The following is a 25,803-nucleotide window of genomic DNA, read 5'->3' on the forward strand; positions in this document are numbered from 1 at the left end:
TGCCGGGATTTTCTGTTTTTTTTCTTAAAAGAGGGTTTTATTTTAGATCTGATTTGTTATTCTTATTGTCTGTTATCAGGCCATATCCAGCGGCTTTGTCTTCATTATCTCCCGGCATACGGTTGTTGCGTAATGTCCGGGCGGGAGGGTGAAGTCAAGCTTCATGCTGTTTTCCAGTAATTCATATGAAATATCTGCTTTTATTGCCGCAGGTCTTGTATTGCCCTTAAAGGAGGTCTCTGTAAATGCAGCCGCAGTTCTGTAGCTTTCCCTGTTTATGCCAAGTTCTGCCATAACTTCTTCAATATAGGTGTCGGTCTCACCGCAGACTCTGTACTCCTCACTGCCGGGCATAAATATTGCCGGCATGCACCGTCCCCTTTTCATATGTACCTTCGCGGTGTTGATATTCTTATCATCTGCAATATCCTCCTTTCCGCCTGTAAAGATGATCCGATCGCCGGTGACAATCTCGTCTAGTCCTGTGCCTGATTCTATTCTGTGAGAGAGTGCCCTGTTGAATATATAGGACTGGCAGGCACTGACAAGCATGGAGAGCAATTTTGGAGGCAGTACCTTCAGTGCGCCCTGATAATCTCCCGGTATCTCTGTGAGGTGATGAAGCATTGCTCTTTCATACCGGAGAAAGACCGGAATTACATTCAGGCCCTCAACAGGGTCGCGGTTTTTGTAATATATATCCCTTGCCTCCCTCGTCTCCTGCCTCTCGTCCGGAAATGACATGCCTACATAGCAGGCTACTGCTGACTCGTAGTTTCCTTTCAGGATCTCAAGCCCTGCAAGATGGGATATTGGCCTCGCTGCTCCGAAGCGCTGTATGCCGTAATAATTTGGAATGATTCCCTTCTCACCGGCAATACGGCACTCTTCAGCCGCCGCTCTCATCTTATCCTCTCCGCAGTCACAGTCGCTTATCGTAATTCCAAAGCTGTTGCCCTTAAGTTCGCCAAGTGATAGCTGTGCATTGGCTCTTCCTACTGGTTTAAGCACCATATCCTTTATGGTTAAGGCTGAGATTCTCTCCTCGTCTATGTTATACAGTGAGATGAGCTGTGTGGTGACGGCATTTTTGTCCTTTGTGCCGGCCCACCCGATTCTCCTGTGGCTGATGCCAAGCCTCTTTGAAATCTCCTTTACAGCTCTCTGAAGCTCCCAGTTTGTCTTCTCAAGCTCGCAGATGAGGTAAGGGCCGCCTGTCATCTTCTTCTCACCGTATATCTCCTTTACAATGAAGTCCTCAGGCGTTTTTCTGAGTATGCCTCCTGTCCCTGAAGAGTCAGTTATGTAATATTCTGTCCCGATTATCTTCTCGGTTTCAAATTCGCTTTTCATCATAGGAGTGAGAGGTCTCCGGTTATCTTATCGAGGTCTTCAGATTTGGCGGGGCCGAGTCCCAGTGCTGTGACTGTTCCCGGCGGAATTTCAGTCATTCCGGCATCGGTGATAATTGCGGCTGAGATTCCTGCCTCTTCCGCAATGGTCTTAAGCTCGTATAACTGCCTCTGGGAGGTTGCCTTGAGGGCTACTTTCTTCATTCCCTCATCATACCATTTCTTCTTTGTAATCTTATCGGCCTTCTCATATGCAATAACTGCGGCGTGTGCAAGCTGGGCGCATTTCTTGCCGCAGCTCATTTTAACGTCACTTCGTATGATCAGGCACTGTTTCCATGCAAATACAGGTTCAGGGGTCATTATGTCATAACTTTTTGGTTTTGTGAATGAAATAGTTACCAGATGGTGCAGTGGCAGATGATCTTTTCATCTCCGGTTTACTGTGCATTTCATCCCACTCAGTTCCCTTTATTGGATTTCCGGAATAAAATATAACCACAGATGTATGATGTGATTGTTGTTGGCGGAGGGCCCTGTGGCAGTGCTGCTGCACGGTTCTGTGCTGAGTCCGGCCTTAAAGTGCTTGTTCTGGAAGAGCATGCATCCATAGGTTACCCTGTGCAGTGTGCAGGACTTTTAAGCTGCAATGCCTTTGATGAATGCCGTGTCACTGAGAGATCAGTCTTTCAGGAAGTGTCAGGTGCAAAGATCGTCTCATCGGGCGGTTCTGTTCTGGAGTTTGACTCCGGAAAAACAAAGGCATATGTTGTTGACAGGGCGGCACTTGACCGTGAGATGGCAGAGAATGCCGCAGATGCCGGAGCAGAGTTCAGGCTTAAGTCATATGTCTGCGGTGCAGAGAACGGCAATGTCTTTGTACGCGGGCAGGCAGGCAGGGAAGAGATCCAGGCAGAGATGATTATTGCCGCCGACGGGCCAAGAAGCGTACTGTCACGTCATTATGGCTTAAAACGGCAGGAGATTATTCTCTCCGGTGCACAGGCTGAAGTCTCCTGTCCGGGCTGTCATAACCTTGTTGAGATATATCCCGGTGCATCTGAGGACTTCTTTGGCTGGGTCATTCCTGCCGGAGAAGGGCGGGCAAGGGTGGGACTCTGTGGTGGAGAGAATGTCCCGCAGAGGTTTTCTGAGTTCATAAAGCGCTTTGGCCCCGGAAATGTGCACCTTGTATCCGGCACAGTTCCGCTTGGTGTAATGCCTAAGACATATCATAACAGGACACTCTTTGTCGGTGATGCCGCAGGTTTTGCCAAGCCAACCTCAGGCGGCGGTATTTATACAGGTGTCAGGTCTGCATTTCATGCTTCTGAGACGGCACTTGAGTGCATAGAGAAGAACAGTTTTTCAGATTCTGATCTTAAAAGATATGAAGACCGGTGGAAGGGCGATTTCGGACGTGAGCTTAAGATTGGTATGATGATGTATAAGATGAGGAGAAATCTTTCAGATGAGAAGATAGACGACATCTGCCGGGTGCTCTCACGGCCGGATATTCAGGCTGACATCATACAGTACGGTGATATGGACAGGCCAGGAGTTATCATCCGGAAAGTGCTCAAAAGACCGGCAGTGATTAAGGCACTTGGTCTTGCGGCCTGTATGGAGATGAAGTCGGTATTCTCATCCTGAATTATTTTTGCTGCCTTTTTTTGTCTCACCGTTTTGGTTTTGGGTTTTTCCGGTAATCTTTCCGGCCGGAGTCAATTACTTTTATCCCGGATAAACTGCAAAAACCGTAATATGACAAGTCAGTTTGGAAAGGGTTTTTTAACCGTAATTATGCTCATCTCAAAACGTCTCAGCCTTCCACCTGCAAGGGCTTGGAACGGTCTTTCTGATCATATGGTGGGGCTGGAGATACCTGAGCAGTTCAGAGGTACTGAGATTGAGGAGATTGTTGTGTCACTGCGGCAGAAGGTTATGTGGCATCAGAACGGTCAGATGGATGCCGATGATCTCGATGGTGTCATCAGGACGATGAGAAGGCTTGTTATTGCGGTTGACAGGGAACTTGGAATAACAGATCCTGATTCCGGAAAATATGACTGAAATCTGATTTTAAAATCCTTTTTTCCGGATTTTTCCGGCACAAAATTTCCCTGAAATATCAGGTGGTTCAGGTGAGCCTGTCTGCCACATATTTCCGGTGTTCTCCTCTGTTGTGATTGAGTGATTATTCCGGCTGAAAAATCAGAAAATATCAATTATAATCTCTTTTTCCGGATAATTGTGATCCCTTTATCTATATATAAAGACAATATAATTACAGCATTTTTGCTCAGCAAATATTACATATTTTAGACGGAAGGTTTTAGATGAATTCAGGAAATCTGTTTTTGAGAATATCAGTTAAAGAGTGCTTTAACACCAGGGGGGAAATTCCGGTTGGCTAAAAATAATTACAATGCATCAAATATTACCGTTCTTGAAGGGCTTGACCCTGTACGGGAACGTCCGGCCATGTATATCGGAAGCACAGACACACGCGGTCTGCACCATCTTATCTATGAGGTGGTTGACAATGCTGTGGATGAAGCGCTCGCCGGCATATGCAATAATATATCTGTCACAATAAACAGCGATGGTTCATGCACTGTTACCGATGACGGAAGAGGTATTCCTGTTGATGTAATGGATGAGCAGGAAGGCAAGAGTGCACTTGAGGTTGTTATGACTGTCCTTCACGCCGGAGGAAAGTTTGATAAGAATACCTACCAGGTCTCAGGAGGTCTTCACGGGGTCGGTGTTTCGGTTGTAAACGCACTCTCCACATTCCTCAATGTTGAGATACACCGTGACGGTTATATTCACGAGATGGGCTTTGAGCGTGGTCTGGTTGCAAAACCTCTATCTTCAAGGGTAAATGCATCAAGCACCGGTCCTGAGCATGGGACAAAGATTACATTCATGCCTGACCCTCTCATCTTTGAGACAGTCACCTTTGACTATGATGTCCTGAGCCACCGGATGCGTGAACTTGCATTTTTAAACAGCGGAATAAGGATTGAAATTGCGGATAAGAGAGATGATTTTGAGGATGTTTTCCATTATGAAGGCGGATTAAAGGAGTTTGTACATCATCTCATATCAGGAAAAGATCCCATCCACAAGGATGTTATTTACCTTCACACCTCTGATGAGCCAAACAAGGTTGAGGTTGAGGTGGCACTCCAGTACTCATCAGCATATTCCGAAACTATTCTTACTTTTGTGAACAGTGTCAACACCCGTGAGGGCGGAACGCATCTTGAGGGCTTAAAAAGTGCTCTTACAAGAGCCATCAACAAAACTGCAAAGGACAACAACCTCCTGAAGGGGATCTCAACACCGCTCAGAGGTGAGGATGTAAGGGAAGGTCTCAATACAGTTATCAGTATCAAGATTGCCGAGCCGCAGTTTGAGGGCCAGACCAAGATGAGGCTTGGGAACAGCAATGTTAAGGGTATTGTTGATTCACTCGTCTATCAGTCACTGATAGAATATTTTGAGGAGAACCCGAAGGTTATCCAGATTATTGTTCAGAAGGCCCTTGGCGCTGCAAAGGCAAGGGAAGCTGCAAGGAAGGCAAGGGAACTTGCCAGAAGAAAGAGTACACTTGAGGGCGGCGGACTTCCGGGAAAGCTTGCAGACTGCTCTGAGAGAGATCCTGCAAAGAGTGAAGTCTATATTGTTGAGGGTGATTCTGCGGGTGGTTCTGCAAAGCAGGGTCGTTCAAGGCTTTTTCAGGCTATTCTGCCTCTCAGGGGTAAAATTCTCAATGTTGAGAAGGCAAGCCCTCATAAAATACTTAAAAATACTGAAATTCAGGCTCTTATATCTGCAATCGGCTGTGGTGTAGGAGAATCCTTTAATGTTGAGAAGGCACGGTATCATCACATCATACTGATGACTGATGCTGATGTTGATGGAGCACATATCTGCACACTTCTGCTGACCTTCTTTTACCGTTATATGCCTGATCTGATTGAGAATGGCTATATCTATATCGCACAGCCACCTCTGTACAGGATTGCGAAGGGAAAGACGGAAAAGTACGCCTTCAGGGAAGAGGAGATGAGAGAGGCTGTTGCAGAATACGGTGACAAGGGCGTTTCAATCCAGCGGTACAAAGGTCTTGGAGAGATGAATGCAGATCAGTTGTGGGACACTACAATGAATCCTGAGACGAGGGTATTAAAACAGGTTGATATCATGGATGCAACATATGCTGATGAGATCTTTTCAAAACTTATGGGGGATGATGTTGATGCCCGCCGTGAATTTATCATGAGACATGCAAAGGAGGTGACAAACCTTGACATCTGAAGATATATCTACGCTTTCATCAGGCAGGCGTATCGTCTCTGTCAATATCGAAGAGGAGATGAAGTCTTCTTATCTTGACTATGCGATGTCAGTCATCATCGGAAGGGCGATTCCGGATGTGAGGGACGGTCTGAAACCTGTCCACCGGAGAACGCTCTTTGCAATGGGTGAGATGGGCAATACCCATGACAAGCCGTATAAAAAGAGTGCCCGTATTGTCGGAGAAGTAATGGGTAAGTACCACCCTCATGGGGACGCTTCCATATATGACACTCTTGTCAAGATGGCCCAGACGTTTTCATACCGCTGCACTCTCGTTGAGGGGCAGGGTAACTTCGGTTCAATTGATGGTGATTCTGCGGCAGCTATGCGTTATACCGAGGCAAGGCTTGACCCTGTATCTGAGGCAATTCTTGAGGATATTGATAAGGATACGGTTAACTTTACACCCAACTTTGATGAGTCCTTAAAAGAGCCGGTTGTTCTTCCGTCAAAGATACCAAATCTTCTTGTAAACGGTTCTGACGGTATTGCTGTCGGTATGGCTACCAAAATGCCGCCGCACAACATAGGTGAGGTCTGCCGTGGAGTATGCAGTGTTATCGACAATCCGGAGATCTCTGTTTCTGAGATCATGGAGCATATTCCCGGGCCGGATTTCCCTACCGGAGGTGTGATTCTTGGGAGAAGCGGCATTGTAAGTGCGTATTCAACCGGAAGAGGCAGGATTAAAGTCCGTGGTGTGGCTGAAGTCGAGGATATGGGGAAGAAGAGCAGGATTATCATCACTGAGATCCCCTATCAGGTCAACAAGGCCAGGCTGATTGAGCATATCGCAGAACTTGTCAAGGATAAGAGAATTGATGGCATATCTGACCTGCGTGATGAGTCTGACAAGGATGGCATAAGGGTTGTCGTTGAGCTTAAATCCGGAATTGTGCCCCTTGTGGTATTAAACCAGCTGTTTAAGCACACACCTCTTGAGAGCACCTTTGGTATCATTAACCTCTCGATTGTCGATAGTAAACCGAGGGTTCTCGGAATAAAAGAGCTTATTGGGGAGTTCATTAAGCACAGAAAGGAGGTTGTATTCCGGAGAACCAGATTTGAGCTTAAGAAAGCTGAAGATCGCCTGCATCTCTTAAAGGGTCTGCTTCTGGCCCTTGATAATATTGACGCGGTTATTGCGGCCATCAGGGCATCCAAAGACAGTGAAGAGGCAAAGGCGGCTCTTGTTGAGAACTTTGGCCTTGATCTGGTTCAGGCTGATGCAATTCTTAAGATGCAGCTCAGAAGGCTTGCGGCACTTGAACATCAGAAGATCCTTGTCGAGAGAGACGGCCTTTTAAATGAGGTTGAGAGGCTCAACCTGATTATCTCTGATGAGGATCATATCCTTGCAAAGATTCGTCAGGAGACTGTGGAGATGGGTGAGAAGTTTTCAGATGAGAGACGGACAATGATCACCCATGATGTGGATGACTTTGATAAGGAGGATCTCATTGAGAATCGGGCAGTTCTGGTCTCACTGACTGGTGAGAACTACATCAAGTCGATGCCTCTTGATACATACAAGGGACAGAAACGCGGCGGAAAGGGCATAATCGGAATGGCATGCAAGGATGAGGATGCTGTAAAGACTGTCTTTGTTGCAAATTCACATGATTATCTCCTCTGTTTCACCTCTGCCGGAAGGGTGTACTGGCTGAAGGTCTATGACATTCCGGAAGCCTCACGTCAGAGCCGGGGCAAGGCCATTGTAAACCTTTTGAATCTTGGTGAGGAGAAGGTCAGTGCCTTAATTCCGGTATCGGAATTTAAGAGTGATGAGTTCTTCCTCTTCTCAACCAAGCACGGCATGGTTGTAAAGATTCCTCAGAATGAATTCTCAAGGCCGAGAACAACCGGCATGAATGCGATTACAATGAGGGATGACGATGAGCTTGTCGGTGTCTTAAAGATGGGTGATGATGGTGAGCTTGTGCTTACATCTGTTCAGGGCCAGACTCTCAGAATGGGTGCAAATACAATTCCTCTCAGACACAGGAATGCTCTTGGTGTGAAGGGTATGAAACTCCGCTTTATGGATGAGTTAAAGGACATCTCTGCGGTTGAGATGGATCATCTGCTGACTGTGACCGAGAAGGGATATGGCAAGAGAACCGACTTTGGTGAGTTCAGGGGACACGGGCGTGCAACAATGGGTGTTAGAAATATCCAGACCGATGTTGCAGGCGGTGTTGTTGCGTCAAGGGCTGTAAGTGATGATGACGAGATCATCCTTATGAGCAGTTCGGGTATTGTTATCCGGACAAAGGTATCAGAGATCTCCATTCAGAAACGCGGGACACGGGGTGTCCGTGTGATGAAGGTTGATTCCGGTGACTCGGTTGTCGGATTTACAGTCCTTGGTTCTGATGGGGATGAAGAGGAGAATGATGGTTTGGATGATTCCGTAAATTCCGGTGATAGTGGCAGCAGTCATTCAGAAGATAACCATGATGCCCCGGTAAAGGAGAATCATAGTTCCGGACAGTCTGAGTTGTTCTGATATTAAGTTTGAATGATTAATTTATTGGGTTAATCAATTCATTTATTTTTCTGCAATTTTTCAGGATTTTCAGAAATTCCGGTAATGACTGATAATTTATAATTGTCATTTATCTTTTTATGTGATTAAATACGTGCCAGTTACTTCTGTATCTGCTTTTTTATCGGAATTTTCTGCTATGCCGGAGTTTCAAAAATTATATATCATACTTATGTTCAAGAAATAATTATGGGGAATTCATTTTTATATGGTTGCATAACTGTGTTACTGCTCATATCTGTTGCTATTTCCGGATGCACAACCGGGCCCGTCTCTTCTTCAGGTGGAGATACAGCTGATAACACAATGACTGATGATAATTCTGCGGGAGTTTCTGCTGAAAGCACTGCTCTGCCGTCTGAGACTCCGGTTAAGATGAACAGTGTTTTTTCAGCAGATAAATCCGCAGAAACTGATGCAGGAACTTCAGCAGAGGAAACTGTGGCTGCTAAGGCAGAATCTGCTGTAAATTCCGGAGTTTCTGCGGTTACAGCAGCGGATTACTATATGTATCCTGATGCCTATGAGAAGTATGACATAGTCTATTTTGATCCATCGTCCGGAAGATCTTTTACAAGATATGATTCTTATACCAATTCATTCATTGAACTTGGTGATTTAAAGACTACTAAACTGTATCCTGTTGTTGATATGAAGAAGGGAAGAACTGTGACAGAGAATGCAGATTCCGGAAGGAAATTTGTAATGCTGGCTGTTAAGATGGCTCTTGAGGGAGATACAATAGAGACATTTATGTCGCCTTCTGCATCTGACTTTACAGTTATTGACGGTTCTGAGACATATGAGGCAAAACTGAATATCTGCCCCCCAATGGGAGCAGTTATTAAAAACAGTCAGGCAGAGGATGAGGAACTTGTCGGAAGTTATGTACTGGAGGATCTCGGTGACATCTATGTCGGGCAGACAATATATGGTAAACTACACAATATGTCAGTTGCCGGTGAGAGAACCGGATGGCTTGTATTTGATGTTCCTGAGTCCTTTAAGCTGAATAAGGATACCTATCTGAAGATGAAGGTTGGGGACAGTGGAGAGGCTTACTGGCATCTCTCATATTTACGGGCTGATGTGTCAGTTAAAAAGAGTCCTTCAACCGGAAATATTGAAGTATTTTTCAAAGGCGGAACTGATGAGAATGTCGTCGGAGGAATTGAGATTGTGGTCACAAAGCCGGACGGCACGGTAAACACAGAATTAAGAAAGATTGAGGCTGACGAATATCATATTCCTGTTGGTACAAAGGTGAGTGCAGAGGCTTCTGAACCGGGAGCCGGGACTGATCACGTTGTTGTCTATCTGATTCGTATGGACGGAGAGAAGTTTGTAAAGTATGAGGAAGATCTTAGTATTGACTCGTCAAGATGAGACCAGATAAGTCCGGATAATACTGGTGTGTGAATCAGATTTCTGGTTCACACTGATTATATGGCTCAAAAAAAACTATTCTTTTGAAAAATCTGTATTTGATGAGTTTGGCAGGATTTGCTGCCGTCCAGTTGCAGCTGGTGAAATCGAGATGAGTACTTAATTAAGATATTCTGTAATATTTTAGGTTGAACTTTATAATTTCGTTTAGTTTTTCTGGAAAAATAAAGGGATTAATTTTTAAAAATTCTTAAAGACTGCCCGTCTTTCCGGCAACATAATACGCAATCTTTGACGCATCACCGATGTCAACGGCTCCGTTGACATTAAAGTCAGCTTTCAGGTCTACCGGGGCTTTATTAATTACCATATAAGAAACTATAGCAGCATCACCGATGTCAACTCTGCCGTTGTGATTGAAATCACCTTTTGGATATACAATAATATATTCTGTTTTTGTCTCAGTGTCACTGCCGGCATTGTCTGTAACCGTCAGACTGACTGTGTAGTTTCCGGGGGATGTATAGTTATGCTCAGGATTCTGAAGTGTGGACGTTTCCCCATCACCAAATGACCAGTTCCATGACACCGGACTTCCGGTTGAGAGGTCAGTGAACTTAACAGTCACAGGCAGTGTCCCGTTAGTCTGATCCACAGTAAAACCGGCAACAGGAGCTATTTCTCCGGAATCCGGAGCAAGTTTTACGGCCCACACATCATAATCGCCATGGTTCCCAAAAACGTTACCATCATCTGATCCTGCATATCCGGCAACGATATAACCGCCATCAGATACCTGGGAAATACTAAAGCCAAAGTCCCAGTTACTTCCACCCAAACATTTCTGCCACTTTAATGTGCCCGATTCAGACAGTCTGACAATCCATATATCATAACAACCATGATTGCCGGAGACGTCACCATCGTTTGAATATGTAGTTCCGGCGACAATATAACCGCCGTCAGACGTCTGGACAATACCTGAGCCATTACTTTCATAACTGCCACCAAGGCACTTCTGCCACTCTAAGGTGCCGTCCCCGGAAAGTTTTACCACCCACATCTCACATCCGTGATTGCCGGAGACGTCACCATCGTCTGAATATGTATATCCGGTGAGAATATAACCGCCATCGGAGGTAAGAGAGATGTCATAACCAACATCCGTCTCACTGCCACCAAGACACTTCTGCCATTTTAAGGTCCCGTTTTCGGACAGTCTGACTACCCATACATCTACTGAGCCATGATTGCCGGAGACATCACCATCGTCTGATTTTGTATAACCGCCGACAATATAGCCACCATCAGAGGTCTGGTGAATACTAAAACTTTCATCATAATTACTGCCACCAAGACACTTCTGCCACTCCAGAGTCCCGTTTTCGGACATTTTAACTACCCACACATCAATCAGCCCATGATTGCCGGAGACATCACCATCATCTGATTTTGTATATCCGGCAACAATATACCCACCATCAGAAGTCCGGGAAATACTCTGGCCACTATCAGTAGAATTACCTCCAAAGCATCTCTGCCACATAAGTGTGCCTTCATCAGACAGTCTGACTACCCACAGGTCCCTGTACCCATGGTTCCCGGAGACATCACCATCCGTTGAGCATGTAAAACCGGTGGCAATATAGCCTCCGTTGGATGTCTGAGAAATACTCCGGCCTTCATCCCAGTTACTGCCACCAAGACACTTCTGCCACAGAAGTGAGCCTGCATCAGACAGTTTAACCACCCACAGGTCTCCTGAACCATGATTGCCTGAGACATCACCATCATCTGATTGTGTATATCCGGTAGCGATATAACCACCATCAGAGGTCAGGGAGACACTATTGGCAGAATCATCATTACTGCCACCAAGACATCTCTGCCATTCAATCGCCGGAGAAGGAGGAGTTTTTGTTACATTAATAGTATTATTTCCGCCAATACTGCAGATGATACCATTCTGTCCGAAGAGTGTCCCGTTCAGAGAATATATCCCTGTTTCGGCACTTTCGGGGGTTTTAAGCTGATAATTAATGCTTAAATTCTCTCCGGAAACCTCAGTCCATTCCCACTGTGCTATATCCTGACCAAAACTGAAACTGTCTGCACTGTCTATGCCCCTGCTTACCATCCACCCTGCCGGCACCTGCTCTTTTAGAACAAGCGGTTTTCCTTCGGCATTTTTTATTGATATTGTGACCTTTGTTTCACCTCCGGAAAAAAGGGCAGATGAATGTATCTCACGTGAAGTACAGACAGGGTCTGTTACCGGAGCAAATACCTGGATGCGGTTATTGTAGGAGTCTGCAACGTAGATATTCCCGGAATTATCTGCACCAATGCCCTCAGGATATCTGAACTGACCATCACCGGTGCCTTCTGACCCCCAGGTACAGATAAAGGTACCATCACTGTCAAACTTCTGGATGCGGTGATTCCTGTGATCTGCAACAAACACATTGCCTGAATTGTCAACAAAAATTTCATCCGGGTTTTTAAACTGACCTTCGCCGGTACCTTCCTGTCCCCATGTGCAGATAAAGGTGCCGTCACTGCCAAACTTCTGGATGCGGTGATTACAGGAGTCAGCAATATATACATTGCCGGAACTATCAGCAGCAGCGCCTCTTGGATAATGAAACTGACCCTCGCCGGTGCCTTCCTGTCCCCACGTGCAGATAAATGTCCCGTCACTGCCAAACTTCTGGATGCGGTGATTGTTGGTGTCTACAACGTATATACTGCCGGAACTGTCAGCAGCAATGCCACGGGGCTGTTCAAACTGGCCATCGCCAGAGCCTTTTATGCCCCATGTACTGATAAAAGTGCCGTCACTGCTGAATTTCTGGATGCGGTAATTGTAGGTGTCTGCAATGTAAATACTGCCGGAACTATCAACAGCAATATTTTCCGGATAATAAAACAGACCATCGCCAGTGCCTTTAGAACCAAATTCACTTATAAATGTGCCATCATTACCAAACTTCTGGATGCGGGAATTTTCGGAGTCTGCAACATATAAACTGCCGGAATTATCAACAGCAATACCTTTTGGACAGTCTAAATAACCTGTCAGAGGCGAAAGAAATATCCCGGAAAGCCAGGTGCCGTCACTGTCAAACTTCTGGATGCGGTGGTTCTCAGTATCTGCAACACAGACATTGCCGGAATTATCAACAGTAATTCCTGACGGGTAATCAAACTGACCATCGCCCTCACCATAAGAGCCCCATTTACTGATAAATGTGCCATTAAGGTCAAATTTCTGGACAAGGAAATTCTCATTGTCCACAACGTACACATTGCCCGAATCATCTGCAGTTATCCCTTCCGGACGACTGAACTGACCATCACCGGTACCTTCCCGGCCCCAGGTGCAGATGAAAGTGCCATTACTGTCAAACTTCTGAACCCGGCAATTGCAGGTATCCGAGACATATACATTTCCGGAATAATCAACAGCAGCACCTCCCGGATAATTAAACTGGCCATCGGCGGTGCCTTTTATACCCCATGTACAGATAAAGGTGCCATCACTGTCAAACTTCTGGATGCGGTGGTTCCAGCAGTCTGCAACGTACACATTGCCGGAACCATCTGCGGCTATCCCTTCCGGACGACTGAACTGGCCATCACCAGCACCTTCTGATCCCCATTTACAGATAAACGTACCATAGCCGTCAAACTTCTGAATGCAGGAATTGTAAGTGTCTGCGACATACACATTGCCGGAATAATCAACAGCAATCCCTTCCGGACGACTGAACTGACCATCACCAGCGCTTTCTGATCCCCATGTACTAACCAAAATGCCATTACTGTCAAATTTCCAGACGCAGTGATTCGGGAAATCTGAAATATACATATTACCGGCAGAATCCACCGCAACACCGGCAGGACTGCCATATGTACCATAAGAACCCCATTTGAACACAAATTCATAATCCGGCGAGTCAGCATTTAAAATACAGAGAGTATCTGCATCAGAAGACTCCGGCCCCTGAGCAGATGCGATACCTAATAAGGCCGATACAGAGATTACAGCCAAAACTATGAGAAAATATTTTAAAGATTTCATACCCAATCCTCCAGACCTGATGGTATGGAAATGCCTCCCATGACTTATTCACAGTGTCCTGCTACAGTCAGTCCTCCAAAGTAATTCCCGGTAATCATCAGTCAGGTCAGATAATATAAATTGTCAGTCCGGACAGGGATAAACCTATCTCCGGGAATTGTTTCCCAACCGGAAATTCAGTGAATATACTCAGTAATTACCCCACCTGTAAGCCCTGGAAAAAAAAGATATTCTTTTTGTGGGTTATGTTGTCTGTTTGGCCTTCGGGGGTATTCGTGGATTTTGTTTTTTTTGTGATCTGTGCGGCCCATATGATTTCTTCAGCCAAAGCAACAGCCCCTGAGCACACGGTAAATCTCACAGATAAGGGATTTTTCCGGCAACATAATACGCAATCTTTGACGCATCACCGATGTCAACGGCTCCGTTGCCATTAAAGTCAGCTTTCAGGTCTACCGGGGCTTTATTAATTACCATATAAGAAACTATAGCAGCATCACCAATGTCAACTCTGCCGTTGTGATTGAAATCACCTTTTGGATACACAAGGACATACTCAGCTTTTGTCTCAGTGTCACTGCCGGCATTGTCTGTAACCGTCAGACTGACTGTGTAGTTTCCGGGGGATGTATAGTTATGCTCAGGATTCTGAAGTGTGGACGTTTCACCGTCACCAAATGACCAGGACCATGACACAGGATTTCCGGTGGACAGGTCACTGAACTTAACAGTCATAGGCAGTGTCCCGTTAGTCTGATCCACAGTAAAACCGGCAGCAAGTACTTCTTCTCCGAACACAGCAGGAAGTTTCACAACCCACATATCATCAAAACCATGGTTGCCGGAAACATCACCGTCATCTGAATCTGTATATCCGGTGACGATAAAGCCACCATCAGAGGTCTGGACAATACTCTTGCCGGAATCATAACTACTGCCACCAAGGCACTTCTGCCAGACAGGGGTACCAGCCCCGGAAAGTTTGACGACCCACATATCACTAAAATTATGCTTGCCGAAGACATCACCGTCGTCTGATTCAGTAGTTCCGGTGACAATATAACCACCCTCAGAGGTCTGGGCAATACTCTTGCCGGAATCATAACTACTGCCACCAAGGCACTTCTGCCAGAGAAGGATACCACCACTATCCAGTTTCACAACCCACATATCTTCATAACCATGATTGCTGGAGACATCACCATCGTCTGAATATGTATCTCCGGTGACGATATAGCCACCCTCAGAGGTCTGGACAATACTCTCGCCTTTATCGTCATTACTGCCACCAAGGCACTTCTGCCAGATAAGGGTACCGCTACTATCCAGTTTCACAACCCACATATCCTGATCACCATGGTAGCCGGATACATCACCATCGTTTGAATATGTATGTCCTGTGATGATATAGCTACCCTCAGAGGTCTGGATAATACTCTTGCCTTTATCGTTATTACTACCTCCAAGGCACTTCTGCCAGACAAGGTTACCACCACTATCCAGTTTCACAACCCACATATCTTCACCACCATGGTTGCCGGATACATCACCATCGTTTGAATATGTATATCCGGTGACGATATAGCCACCCTCAGAGGTCTGGACAATACTCTTGCCTTTATCGTTATTACTGCCTCCAAGGCACTTCTGCCAGACAAGGTTACCTCCACTATCCAGTTTCACGACCCACATATCTTCACCACCATGGTTGCCGGAGACATTACCATCGTTTGACTTAGTAGTTCCGGTGACGATATAGCCACCATCAGAGGTCTGGACAATTCTCTTGCCTATATCGTCATTACTGCCTCCAAGGCACCTCTGCCACTCAGGAGTGCCGTTTTCGAACAGTTTCACGACCCACATATCTTCACCACTATGGTGGCCGGATACATCACCATCGTCTGAATATGTATATCCGGTGACGATATAGCCACCTTCAGAGGTCTGTGAAATACTATAACCCCCATCGTCATTACTGCCTCCAAGGCAATTCTGCCAGTCCACAGGAATATGAATGTCAGGCATCACAAGAGTTATATCCTTATTCGCAGAGTTTGAACCTACAGTCATATCCAAAGATACAATGGGACATATATATTCGGCATCATTAATTACAAACGTGACATCGTGTGGTGCAGAACCTGTTAAATCCTCAACCTTGCCCGTAAAGGTCAGCGAAAAACACTCACCTCCAACTCCGGCACCGCTTAGTTCAATATAATCATAAGCGCCTTTGGTTATCTGATATTTCTCCGGTACACCCTGAACCGGCGTATAATTATTTTTGGTCCCATCCGGTTCGGATATTTTGACAGACAGATTATCAAGAGAACTATTTCCATTAACCACAAATGTACCGCCATCCATAGTCCCGAACGGTGCAGTAAAATCTGTAAGATTTACCCTGAAAGGACCTGTAATACTGATTTTTGCATTCAGAGTAAATGTCAGGGAATTACTATTCTCAATTTCAAGGAAAGATACTGTAACTGTATCCCTGCCGACCGTTGCAGTGGAAGGGCTGACCACAATAAAATTACCAACATTAAATCTGAATTCATCACCGTTATTGGTGTCAAGACGGTTGACAGCAACATCAACAGGTTCATTCTCTGTTCCTGAAGAGTTAACATAGCGGGCTCTAACTGTAACTTCAGTACCTGATGCTATATCGTCTCCGGACGTAAGAGTAATTGTTGTATTTGCACCAGCGTATGATATCACATCTGAAACAAATGCATCTGCGTTGGCCACTTCGTAGTCATCCTCCATATCGGTTGCATATTCAATGTTACTATTTTTTACTATAATCTCAAATTTCTCATTCACTGCAAAGTCACCATCAAATGTGAATCTGAAGTTCTGTGCCTGACCGGAATCATCATTATGAAGTGAAGTTGCACTTCCGTTGAGGATATTGCCACCAATGATTCCTTTTGCAGTATCCACGGAACCGGAATCCGACCTTGTAAAGTTAATACCATAATGTCCGGATGAACCGGCTTTGACATCAACTATGTCTGCTCTGCCATCTTTGTCTCTTAAGCCAAGTGTGACAGATGTACTGGTATTGACAAATCCGCCATCAGCAACTGTAACCCTGACCCTGTTAGAAGCAATGCCAACTGTAAGGTTAGCTGCGGAGGCGGCGTAGTTGGTTACAACAGTATCATTTGTCCTGGCAGCATCCACCACACTGAAGTCTGCTCCGGCAGTTACAAGGTTTGAGAGATTAATCTCAACATAATCGCCGGAATTAAGGTCGCCGACTAAGGTAAAACCCAGATCATTAAATGTCTGGTTGTTCCTGCCTGAAGCCAGGCATGGGACTATAAGGTTCTCAAAATCTGCTTCTACTGGAGCTGCAGGATTATCTTTTATTTCTCTGTTTATGACTTCAGGGCTGGTAACATTAACGCCAGCTGTAATAGATACGCAACCGGCTCCTGTAGGTTTAAACGTAGAATTAACAGTGCAGTTCATTTCAGCAGTACCGGTTGTAACAGCTCCGGCATCAGATGATTTTACACTGATATTTTCAGCGGTTACATTTCCCGGAATTCCATACTGGTCCTCAGTTACAGCCAATGCAGGCACCGCTGCAAAAGTCAGCATAATAATCACAGACAAAAAAAAGATATTTAAAACAGGTTTTTTGAATTTCATATAATTTCTCCATATAATAATAATGATTTAAATTCTGACATTATAATATATTCAGAAAATCAACAGAATATATTAATGTCATACAACTCATTTGTTCAATATATGTACAAATGCTGATTATAGAATAATTTGGGAGAATAAAATAAGAAATATTCACGGCCCCAATTATATATGTTATATGTGGATATATTCAAACATATAATGGATCCCCAGCAATGATTTTTATTTACCGCCATATGATATAATTGTTCCTTTTTGTCGGCACTGTCGGAAAATCCAGTGATGAACAGATAAAGCTTCTGGATTACATACCTTTTCAGCTGAATAAGCTGTGTAGCCTGTTTCATGTTTTCATATAACTGAAAAATCAGTGATGACTGATCATTTTTAAGCATAGATTACTTTATCATCTGATCTAAGCTGACATTGTCTGTTTCAGATATCATATCACTGAAAAATACGATTGTGCCGTTTACCATATATTATTATATCATATCCCGCTCTAACTCAGACTATGCAAAAAGGACATATTGTGGCTATTGTGGTTGTAATTCTTGTAATCATAGCCGGAGGGTACATTATCCTGACAAAGTATCCGGATGCTGCCCGGTTTGGTTCACAGGCAGCTGATTCGGGTGCCTCCGGAAATCCTGTCAGTCCGGCAGGCACAAACACCGTTTACCAGAATTCTGCTGATGCTTCATCAGTGTCCGGCAATACCAATAATGGGGTAGTTCCGGCAGTAACAGGCTATACAACTCCCTGTTATGTGTATGCCGGAGAGGTGGCCGGAACACCATCGATGATTAAGCAGATGGATCTCTTCGGTGAGCCTGTTGACTGGGACGCAGAACCGGGAAATGATGGAATTGTCATTCACTTTACCTTCTATGATGAATATGGCAGAAAGGTCATCTTCAGCGGTTCGTCAATCAGGGCTGAAGTGACTGCATACACTCCGCTGTTTGATAAACTCCAGCGTTCGGTAAGTCCGAGAAAAGTCCTGTACAGGGGATATGCAACAATAACATCATCTGATGAAGGCAGTGACAATCCTTTAAGCGGTCTTAGGATTCCATATAATGAACTTAACACCGGAGAGTATGACCTTGGAATCGGCCAGATTAAGGTGAAGGTGAATATGCCAACCGGAGGAGAGATTACAACGGAAGAGACTTATCTTTATACGAAAAAATAACTCTTTTTATGGAGCACTATATCCTGAATATCGAGACCGCAGGTGAGGGTGACATAATTGATATCACTCCGGATGTGCAAAAACTGCTCTCTGAGAGCAGACTTTCGGATGGCATTGTAAACATCTTCTGTGAAGGCTCAACGGCCGCTATAACAACAATAGAGTACGAGCCCGGAGTCCTTGAAGACCTGAACAGGGCACTCAATGTAATCGCCCCGGCTGATGCTGAATATAAACACGATCTCGCATGGGGTGACGGCAACGGCAGATCGCACGTCCGGGCGGCAATAATCGGTCCGTCACTGACAGTGCCTTTCAGGGATAAGAGTCTTCTCCTCGGCACATGGCAGCAGATTGTTCTCCTTGAACTTGATGTCAGAAATAAGCGGTCAAGAAAAGTCCACTGTACTCTCTTAGGAGATTTAGGTTCTCTCTTTAGAAATTCAGTATAAAAGTCAGCAAAAATTTCAGATCTGCATTTTTGATCTTATACTTTTTATTTTCCGGATCTTTTGGTTAAATCGCCTTAATGGAGGATATATCCATATTCGTGGCTCTTAACTTTATATCCGGATTGAAAAATGTATTGTTTTATTGATGATTATTCAGTCAAGCGGTACTGTCTCAAGCTGTGATACCAGTCCCCAGATTCTTGTTCTTGCATGAACAGGCATATTAGGGTCGTTTGAGATCTCATCGATCATTGAAATTGCTGTTGCAGCGCGAAGGCCGAGAGTCTGTTTCTCATTGGTAAGGACTTTTTTTGTCTCGTCTGCAACCTTTCTGATGTTTCTTGGGATTGTTGAATCCTCTGTTATCTGCTGGAGCATCATTACGCAGTTACTTATGATTTTTTCAGGTTCTGCCATATTATATCACCATCTTATTATTAATTGGTGGTTGAGCATATATAAGATGTAGAGATGGTGCATAAATGAGAAAGCCTGAGGATATTATGGCCGATTACCTTTTGAAAGGTGGTAAAATGCTTGAAAAGACATGCTCTGTCTGTGGTTCGCCTCTTTTTATTGTTAAAGGGGAGACGTTATGTGTAGTCTGTGCGGAAAATCCGCCTGTTGCAGCAGAGCCTCCTGTTGTTCATGAATCTGCAAAGAAAAGTGAGATTGCCAATAATGACAGTGAATATAGTAATGGGTGCATAAGCGCGCCCGATGCCTCTTCCTACGTCAGAAATTCCGTCAGATCTTCTGCCGGAAACATGGCTGAAAATATTCCGGAAGTGAAAGATTTCCACCCGGATTCTCTGTATCTTGATATTGAGGATACAATAAAGGACTTATGTGAACGAATCAGGGATACTGCAAACCCCGGTGACTGTCTTACTTATATGAGATGTATTAAGACCGGAACAGGTGCGCTGAACGAACTGAAAAAGAGATAGTTTTTTTGGCCGGATTATTGCATTGCGGCAGTAATATTCCGGTTTAATACCTGTTTTTTGATATGTCAAGTATTGACCTGGCAATCTTTTCGCCGATACCTGGAACACTTTCCAGCTCGTCCTCTTCGGCATTGAGGATATTCTGAATTGTGCCAAACTTCTCCAACAGTGCTCTTGCATTTTTAAGGCCGACTCCCGGAAATGAAGATATGATATATTCCTGGTTCTCCCTTTTTGACCTATACGCCTTCTGCTGGTGTGCACTGCGGTGGTATGATGTATTGCTGCCTGCCTCCCTTGATGCCATGACATAGAGCATCTCTGCTGTGTCGGATGAATTTTCGGTTCTGAGGACTGATACACCCATGCCGATGGTTATAGCCGAAAGTGCGCCTCTTATTGCATTCGGATTGATATTTCTCTGTGAGTAGAGGTTCTCACCCTCAATTATCAGAACTGGCTTTGTCACTTCCTCTGACATCTTTCTGACCTGCCCTATAAGGTCCCTTTCAACGAGTGTATCGACAAAATCCCTTGCTGTCTTTCTCTCAACGAGTATTTTATCTCCTATTTTATAGTCCCCGTATTCAAGCCTTTCAATGGTGAGGGATGCACCTTTCTTATAGAGATTTTCAACTACTGCTGATGATGTCTCTCTGTCATCCGCAATTATGACCGGGCCGGAGGTTGTGGGTGGAAAGTTCTCAAATGAGGTCTGCCCTGCTGCCTGGACAGCTTCACTGTCAGTCATCTGATCTCTTGGAGTTCCTGCATCTCCTGTGCTGCCTTCACCGGCAAAGTTCAGAAGGCTGCCCTGTATCTCAGGTTTTCTGCCTATATTCTCCTTCAGAAGAGATATCCCCTTCTTCATCGACTTCTCTCTTGAGCCGCTTATGTACCGGAATGTCTCATCGGTTGTGCCTTTGGTTATCAGGACAATTATCTTTCCGCTTCCGTGCCGCCCCGTTCTGCCTTTCCTCTGTATGCTTCTGATCTCAGAGGGTACTGCCTCGTAGAATATGACAAGGTCGGTTGAGGGTACATCAAGCCCTTCCTCACCGACAGATGTTGCCACAAGCACCTTAAACTCTCCTTCCTTAAATTTGCATAATGTCTCGATCTGCTTCTTCTGTGACAGTCCCTTCTCACTGTCCCTTGAAGCCTGACCGATAAATCGTGCACATTCAAAGCCTTCCTTATTGAGTCTTTCAGAGAGGAGGTTTACAGTGTCACGGAAGTTGGCAAATACGAGTATTCTGCTCTCCGGATATTTTTCCAGCTGTGCCTTCACTATCTCAGAGACCATGTCCGGTTTGGGGTGGATCTCCTCCTTCCACCCGTCTGACTCTGCAAGCAGATCCTGAAAGGTGTGGTCTGCTGCAAGCCTTTTTCCGGCTTTGCTCCCGGAGGGTGAGAATGCCTCTCCGGCAAGTTTGTTCAGGTAACCTCTTAGAATTGTGCTGCCCTGTGACTCCCCAAGGGTTATGGCATGCCTGATCTTCATAATTTCGGCATGGATGGATGCTGCAAGGAATGCGTCAGGCTCTCTCTTCTGGATATTCCTCTGAACCTGGGCATTGATGCCGTTTAACTCCTTCATCGAGAGCTTATCCGGGCGGGGGACAGTGTAGCCCATATCTGATAGTGTATTCAGCCTCTCTTCAAGGATGGATTTGAGCATGCCAACAGACTCTCCAAGCTCTTCCGGAAGTTCAACATTTACATATTCAACTTCTCTTTCATGGATGTAGGGTTTAACATCCGGATCATCTTCCGTTCTGCTCTCGACAATTTTTATGGAGAGATTTTCACAGACTTCGTGAACTTTCTCCTCTTTGCTTCCCGGAGATGCGGTCATTGCAAGAATCAGGGGATTTTTTCCGGTCTGCATATAATCTTCCGCAATGAAGGCATAGGCATAGTTTCCGACTGCCCTGTGGCATTCATCCACTATCAGAAGGGTTACGTCCTTCAGTGAGTATCTGCCGGCTATTATATCATTTTTTATGACCTGCGGGGTTGCAAGGATAACCCTTGACTTCTCCCACATCTCCTGCCTCTGCGAGGTTTTTGTCTCACCTGTGAAGAATGCAAATCCGGAGAATTCATCGTCCGGATCTTCAGGTTCGATCAAAAGATCGGTGAACATTCTTCTGTGCTGATCGACAAGCGGTTTTGTCGGTGCCATCATCAGCATCTTTCCGCCCGCAGTCTTAAGCCTTGATGCGGTTGTTAGAAGGGCCACAGCTGTCTTTCCAAGCCCTGTAGGAAGGACAACCATGGTGTTGCCCTCCAGTGCATGCACGGCTATTGATAACTGGTATCTTCTCTCCTCAAGTGAGTCCGGTTTAATCAGCGGGTGGCTTATGTATTTCATCTGGTATCATCACTCGCAGAGTGATTCAAATTTAATTCTGCCTTTGATTAGAGAGTATAATATTGCCGGAACCTCTTTTGCGGGGACTCTTGCCTGTTTCATTGAGTCCCTGTCTCTGAGGGTTACTGTGCCGTCTTCCTTTGTGTCGTAATCCACAGTTACGGCAAATGGAGTGCCTACCTCGTCCTGCCTTCTGTAACGCCTTCCGATTGCGCCATTGTCATCATACTGGGCAAGTATGCCCTCATCGAGAAGTTCTTTTTCGATATCCTTTGCAATCTCATCAAGCCCGTCCCTGGTCATGAGTGGCAGGACTGCGACCTGCACTGGTGCAATTTTTGGAGGGAAATGGAGGACACGCCTGACTTCTCCGTCAACATCCTCTTCCTCGTAGGCATGTTCAAGTACAGAGTAGATTACCCTGTCAATGCCGTAGGATGGTTCTATTACATGCGGCATGACATATTCACCGCGGATCTCAACCTCCTCCTCGACAAGTTCATACATATCTTTGGGGACAAAATACTCCTCGCCGTCTATGACAACTTTTGCACCGTCCCCGTCAGGCACTGCCTCTGCAAGGGCTTCTGAGACTGCCTTTGCCTTGCCTCTGAATAAAGGCCCAAGCCGTCCCATATCTGCCTTTACCCTCTTCTGCATAACTTTTTTCGGCGTTTCGTATGGTATGAATACAGTGAATGTCTCATTGCTCTGTGAAGCGTGGGCACGCAGGTCATAGTCTGTCCGGTCGGCAATACCTACGGTTTCAACCCATCCAAACCTCTCTGAGAATACTTCTGCATCCCAGCAGTCGGTTGCATAGTGTGCTCTCTCGTCCGGAAGGTGCTGTCTGAACCTGACCTTATCCGGTTTTGCACCGCAGGATATGAGGAAGTCGTATGTGAGTGCGATGTAATATGCCACATATTCGTTTGCGACAATTCCTTCCTTTACAGCATCGGCCATTCCTGTAATGGCAGCTTCCTGATCATTCTCCTGCTGCTCTATCCCTCTTAAAGGGACTTTCATATCTGCATATCTGGAGAACTGGGGGTGATCCTTCTTATCCGGATGAACGAATATCTCGGCTTCTGCCTGTGTGAACTCCCTTAACCTTATCATTCCCTGCCTGGGAGATATCTCGTTTCTGTATGACTTTCCGATCTGGACTGCACCAAATGGCAGTTTGTCCCTGTAAAATCTCAGTAGGCGGTTGAAGTCCGTAAATATGCCCTGGGCTGTCTCCGGGCGCATGTATCCTGTTCTCTGTGAACCCGGTCCGATGTTTGTCTGAAACATCAGGTTGAAGTGATAGACTTCTGAACCTGCGAACTTCTCACCGCATGAGGGGCATGGCAGATCTCTTAAGATCTCTGTCAGTTCTTCTATGGGCTTTGTCTCTGCATTGCTTACGCCGTTTGCTTCTGCAACATGGTCAGCCCTGTGATATTCATTGCATGACGGGCACTGCACCATCTTGTCTGCAAATCCCTTTACATGCCCTGATGCGATATATATCGATTCTTCGCCGATTGTGGGGCATTCGATCTCGAAGTAGCCTTCCCGGATGACATAAAAATCACGCCAGACATTTTCCACTTTTCTCTTCATCATTGCGCCGAGAGGGCCGTAGTCTATAAATCCGGCCACTGATCCGTAACATTCGGATGTTGGCCATACAAATCCACGCCTCTTTGCAAGTTCCATTATTTTGTCATAAATGTCGGGCATACTAAAATTACCTGATATGTTCTTAATAATTCTGTCCGGGAATTATAAAACATATATTAAAGTGATGTGTCCGGATAAATAATTTATAATCCGGAAGATTTACTGTTGTCAGTCTCTTTTAATCAACTGAATGGGAGATTTTCCTGTTGATTGTCTGTTCAGATTTAATTCTTCTCCTGTTGTCATGTTTATGTCAAATGAGAACTTATTTATGTGATTGGGATAATTATACAGGTCTATCTGGTGTGGTAATAACATGGCAGCCGTCAGAAGAAAGAAAAAGACAAACTCTACAAACAGGAAGAAGGAGTTATTGGATTTATTTTCAAATATCTCCGGGAAAACTGAAATTGTAGAGCCTATGAAGAAGATTCATGGTACCTTGCGTGATAAAGACGCGATTGAGCGCGAAGTCGCTTTAATTATGCGTGAAATCCTTGATCAGGGTTTTTTCAAGACCAAACTGAAACCAAGGGACCTCGCCTGTCTTGTATGTGGGTACTATGAGGGACGCAACGACACCGAGATTGCACGTGATCTTGGGGATGAAAAACTCTCTAAAACTGTGGCCCGTGCCAGAGTGAGACTAAAACTATTCCGCGATCTTGATTTCAAGATGCCTTTTGAGAGGGCCAAAATGGAAGTGCTTCTCGAATCCGGGCAGACGATGAAGGATATAAGTGCAGAGCTTGGCATCAGCCCGTCAACACTTCGTGAATACAGGCATGTCATTGAACAGGAGAAGGATATTACTCTTGATCCATTCCTTGAGAGGATTAAGGATGTGATGGAGGATCGTGATCTTACTGAGTCAATGACCGGAGGACTTGCAAATGACGGACTTGCGGACGCTATAGACAGGACTGAAGCTGAACTGGCTGATATATCCTGATATTTTTTTAAATTATTCTTAAGCTGTTTTTTTTGCTCCGGAAGTTTCTGCGGGCAAGGTTATTATTGAGAAAGACTGATCTTATCTGTATGAAGATCAAGTGGCTTGGCCATTCGTGCTTTTATCTTGAAGGCACAAAGAAGATTTTGATAGATCCTTTTATGCCGTATGGTGATTTCGGCTGTAAGCCGGATATTGTGGCAGTGACTCACGGGCATGATGACCATCTTGGCGAGGCGCTTTCCTTAAATAAGCTGACAGTCTGCCCGAATGAGCTTGCTAAATATCTCTCTGCACGCGGGCTTGAGACAGAACCGATGAACATAGGAGGCTCAATTGAGGTTCTGGGTATCCGGTTTACAATGGTTCCGGCACTTCACTCGTCATGGTTTGAGATGGGCGGTGAGGGTGCATACGGCGGGCCTGCATCAGGTTTTGTTATTGAGGTGGACGGAGTGAGGGTCTATCATGCCGGAGATACAGGGTTGTTTTCGGATATGAAGCTGATTCATGATCTCTATCACCCGGATGTTGCTCTGCTTCCTATTGGTGACCGGTTTACTATGGGGCCAACAGAAGCTATGATGGCGGCTGAGTTTGTTGGTGCACCGCTTGTAATTCCGATGCACTACAATACTTTCCCACTGATTGAGCAGGATGCAGAAGAGTTTAAGAGGACTATTGAGACGGTTACCAATATGAAGGTCTGTGTCATGATGCCCGGAGATGAGATTGGTCCGGCTGCTTACCTGGATAAAGACTGAATTGTGGTTTGGGTGTAGTTTTTTCCCGG

At 45.2% G+C, this 25,803-nt stretch carries 17 protein-coding genes; 10 read left to right on the forward strand and 7 right to left on the reverse strand.

Going from position 1 to position 25,803, the window contains the following annotated elements; translation table 11 throughout:
* Positions 1-75: 75 nt before the first annotated feature.
* The gene (gene truD / locus L6E24_RS10990; protein ID WP_257742024.1) at positions 76-1,356 is read right to left on the reverse strand and encodes a tRNA pseudouridine(13) synthase TruD; all 1,281 of its coding nucleotides are present in this window, start codon (positions 1,354-1,356) and stop codon (positions 76-78) included.
* Positions 1,353-1,715 (reverse strand): peptidyl-tRNA hydrolase Pth2, encoded by a 363-nt coding sequence (pth2, locus tag L6E24_RS10995; RefSeq protein WP_257742025.1) that lies wholly within the window; start codon positions 1,713-1,715, stop codon positions 1,353-1,355. The genes truD and pth2 overlap by 4 nt, the downstream gene beginning before the upstream one ends.
* Positions 1,716-1,856: 141 nt before the next feature.
* Here pth2 and L6E24_RS11000 point away from each other — a divergent pair, with 141 nt between their 5' ends.
* From L6E24_RS11000 to L6E24_RS11020, 5 genes are all read left to right on the forward strand, one after another.
* The gene (locus L6E24_RS11000; protein ID WP_257742026.1) at positions 1,857-3,005 is read left to right on the forward strand and encodes a geranylgeranyl reductase family protein; all 1,149 of its coding nucleotides are present in this window, start codon (positions 1,857-1,859) and stop codon (positions 3,003-3,005) included.
* 111 nt (positions 3,006-3,116) lie between these two features.
* Positions 3,117-3,425 (forward strand): hypothetical protein, encoded by a 309-nt coding sequence (locus tag L6E24_RS11005; RefSeq protein ID WP_257742027.1) that lies wholly within the window; start codon positions 3,117-3,119, stop codon positions 3,423-3,425.
* A 336-nt stretch (positions 3,426-3,761) separates the two neighbouring features.
* A complete protein-coding gene (gyrB, locus tag L6E24_RS11010; protein WP_257742028.1) occupies positions 3,762-5,681 on the forward strand; it encodes a DNA topoisomerase (ATP-hydrolyzing) subunit B in 1,920 nt (639 codons plus the stop codon).
* Positions 5,671-8,232, forward strand: coding sequence for a DNA gyrase subunit A (gene gyrA / locus L6E24_RS11015; RefSeq protein WP_257742029.1), 2,562 nt, complete (start codon positions 5,671-5,673; stop codon positions 8,230-8,232). Before gyrB ends, gyrA begins: the two co-directional genes overlap by 11 nt.
* A 228-nt stretch (positions 8,233-8,460) precedes the next feature.
* The gene (locus tag L6E24_RS11020; RefSeq protein ID WP_257742030.1) at positions 8,461-9,657 is read left to right on the forward strand and encodes a hypothetical protein; all 1,197 of its coding nucleotides are present in this window, start codon (positions 8,461-8,463) and stop codon (positions 9,655-9,657) included.
* A gap of 250 nt (positions 9,658-9,907) precedes the next feature.
* Here the strand turns inward: L6E24_RS11020 and L6E24_RS11025 are convergent, their stop codons facing one another.
* Both L6E24_RS11025 and L6E24_RS11030 read right to left on the reverse strand, forming a co-directional pair.
* Entirely contained in the window at positions 9,908-13,741 is a 3,834-nt protein-coding gene (locus tag L6E24_RS11025) for a 6-bladed beta-propeller (protein ID WP_257742031.1), read from the reverse strand.
* Between the two features lie 357 nt (positions 13,742-14,098).
* A complete protein-coding gene (locus L6E24_RS11030; RefSeq protein ID WP_257742032.1) occupies positions 14,099-17,332 on the reverse strand; it encodes a PKD domain-containing protein in 3,234 nt (1,077 codons plus the stop codon).
* 592 nt (positions 17,333-17,924) lie between these two features.
* On the opposite strand from L6E24_RS11030, the gene L6E24_RS11035 reads away from it, so the two are divergent.
* Together L6E24_RS11035 and L6E24_RS11040 are read left to right on the forward strand one after the other, a co-directional pair.
* Positions 17,925-18,608 carry a hypothetical protein gene (locus L6E24_RS11035; protein ID WP_257742033.1) on the forward strand — a complete coding sequence of 228 codons (684 nt, stop codon included), beginning with the start codon at positions 17,925-17,927 and terminating at the stop codon, positions 18,606-18,608.
* A gap of 8 nt (positions 18,609-18,616) precedes the next feature.
* Entirely contained in the window at positions 18,617-19,060 is a 444-nt protein-coding gene (locus tag L6E24_RS11040) for a secondary thiamine-phosphate synthase enzyme YjbQ (protein ID WP_257742034.1), read from the forward strand.
* A 153-nt stretch (positions 19,061-19,213) separates the two neighbouring features.
* On the opposite strand, the gene L6E24_RS11045 is transcribed toward L6E24_RS11040, so the two are convergent.
* On the reverse strand, positions 19,214-19,477 hold the full coding sequence (locus tag L6E24_RS11045; RefSeq protein WP_257742035.1) for a stationary phase-response protein: 264 nt from the start codon (positions 19,475-19,477) through the stop codon (positions 19,214-19,216).
* A gap of 65 nt (positions 19,478-19,542) precedes the next feature.
* Here L6E24_RS11045 and L6E24_RS11050 point away from each other — a divergent pair, with 65 nt between their 5' ends.
* Complete coding sequence (locus L6E24_RS11050) at positions 19,543-20,010, forward strand: Sjogren's syndrome/scleroderma autoantigen 1 family protein (protein ID WP_257742036.1); 468 nt, start codon at positions 19,543-19,545, stop codon at positions 20,008-20,010.
* A 43-nt stretch (positions 20,011-20,053) separates the two neighbouring features.
* On the opposite strand, the gene L6E24_RS11055 is transcribed toward L6E24_RS11050, so the two are convergent.
* A complete protein-coding gene (locus tag L6E24_RS11055) occupies positions 20,054-22,387 on the reverse strand; it encodes a DEAD/DEAH box helicase (protein WP_257742037.1) in 2,334 nt (777 codons plus the stop codon).
* Between the two features lie 9 nt (positions 22,388-22,396).
* Entirely contained in the window at positions 22,397-24,118 is a 1,722-nt protein-coding gene (gene glyS, locus L6E24_RS11060) for a glycine--tRNA ligase (protein WP_257742038.1), read from the reverse strand.
* 256 nt (positions 24,119-24,374) lie between these two features.
* On the opposite strand from glyS, the gene L6E24_RS11065 reads away from it, so the two are divergent.
* Together L6E24_RS11065 and L6E24_RS11070 are read left to right on the forward strand one after the other, a co-directional pair.
* A complete protein-coding gene (locus L6E24_RS11065; protein WP_257742039.1) occupies positions 24,375-25,010 on the forward strand; it encodes a helix-turn-helix domain-containing protein in 636 nt (211 codons plus the stop codon).
* Between the two features lie 89 nt (positions 25,011-25,099).
* Entirely contained in the window at positions 25,100-25,774 is a 675-nt protein-coding gene (locus L6E24_RS11070; protein WP_257742040.1) for a metal-dependent hydrolase, read from the forward strand.
* Positions 25,775-25,803: the final 29 nt, after the last annotated feature.

This window comes from Methanoplanus endosymbiosus, from assembly GCF_024662215.1.
Classification (GTDB): Archaea; Halobacteriota; Methanomicrobia; order Methanomicrobiales; family Methanomicrobiaceae; genus Methanoplanus; species Methanoplanus endosymbiosus.